The 1,379-nt window shown below is 66.7% G+C and carries 1 protein-coding gene and 1 pseudogene; both read left to right on the top strand.

Annotated elements, in window-relative coordinates:
• On the top strand, positions 1-596 hold a 596-nt coding region (locus ACFWUY_RS41660; RefSeq protein WP_384122260.1), incomplete at its 5' end, for an ATP-binding cassette domain-containing protein.
• 551 nt (positions 597-1,147) lie between these two features.
• Positions 1,148-1,379, top strand: a pseudogene (locus ACFWUY_RS41655) (hypothetical protein); the annotation flags it as partial.

Here is a 1,379-nt window from a genome sequence, read left to right as displayed (position 1 = left end):
TCTACGATGTCGACTCCGGCGCGGTCCGCCTCAACGGCGCCGACGTGCGCGACCTGACCACCGAATCCATCCAGCGCACCGTCGGCCTTGTCACCCAGGACGGCCACCTGTTCCACGACACCATCCGCGCGAACCTGCTGCTGGCCCGCCCGGAGGCGACCGAAGACGAACTGTGGGACGCCCTCGACCGCGCCCGCCTCCACGACCTGGTCACCTCACTCACCGACGGCCTCGACACCGTGGTCGGCGAACGCGGCTACCGCCTCTCCGGCGGCGAACGCCAACGCCTCACCATCGCCCGCCTACTCCTCAAGCAACCGCGCGTGGTCATCCTCGACGAGGCAACCGCATCGCTGGACTCCACCTCCGAAGCAGCCGTTCAAGCGGCGCTGGCCGAGGCCCTGACCGGCCGCACCGCCCTGGTAATCGCCCACCGACTGTCCACCATCCGCGCCGCCGACCAGATCCTGGTCCTGGAAGAAGGCCGCATCATCGAACGAGGCACCCACGCCACCCTCCTCAACGCCGACGGCCGCTACGCCGAGCTCTACCGAACCCAATTCGCCGACGACCCGGTAGCCCCGGCCACCGTCTGATCCACACGGCACGCCGGCCAGGGGCTAACCCCCAGGGTCGGCGTGCCGTGCGACATACGCACGAAGTGGACCGCTACCTGGACCGGCTCAGCTCGTCGATGGGCCGGATCTCCTCCATGGTGCCGATGATCCGTTCTGCCCGGCAACGGCCGTCTGTTGCCCTGTTCTCGGCGCGCCTCCGCCGATGGACTGACCGGAGGGTGCGACGAAGGAGTGCCCGTAGGGAGGGAAGAGGTGGAGTTAAGCGCCGAGAACCGCGGCGCCAGCCGCAAATTAGGCTGAGAGTTGTGCTTCGGGTCACTTTCCAGCAACATGTAGACCATTCGTCACCGATTTATACACAGTGAGCATGCGTCGAGGTTGAATCGTCCGTTTTGCCCTGGATTGGTTCCGCGCGACGTCCGATGAGGGATCCGACTGCGTAGCTCGGGATTTGCGCGTTCGGTCTGCGAGAAAGGTCTAGTCGAATGCGAACACTGCGCCGCAAGCGTGGGCCCGTGAAGACCGCAGCCCCTGGTTCGTGGGCTCGGCGCTGGGCCGCGGGCGTATCCATGGCTCTACTCGTTCCGATCGCGACGGCCGTCTCCGGCGGTGTCGCTCCCGCCTCGGCCGGTTTCAACGGCGCCGCCTTCGACTTCTGGGTCGACTCCGGAATGGGCCCGATCAAGTCGCGCGTGCTGCGCGCGGCCGACGGCAACACCAACCGGGTCGTCTACGTTCTCGACGGCATGCGCGCACCGGAACACCTCAACGGCTGGGAGATCGAAACCGATATCCCCAATG

Source organism: Streptomyces sp. NPDC058664 (assembly GCF_042716635.1).
Lineage (GTDB): Bacteria > Actinomycetota > Actinomycetes > Streptomycetales > Streptomycetaceae > Streptomyces.
Note: the sequence above shows the minus strand (reverse complement) of the source record. Positions and strands in the feature narration are given on the sequence as shown.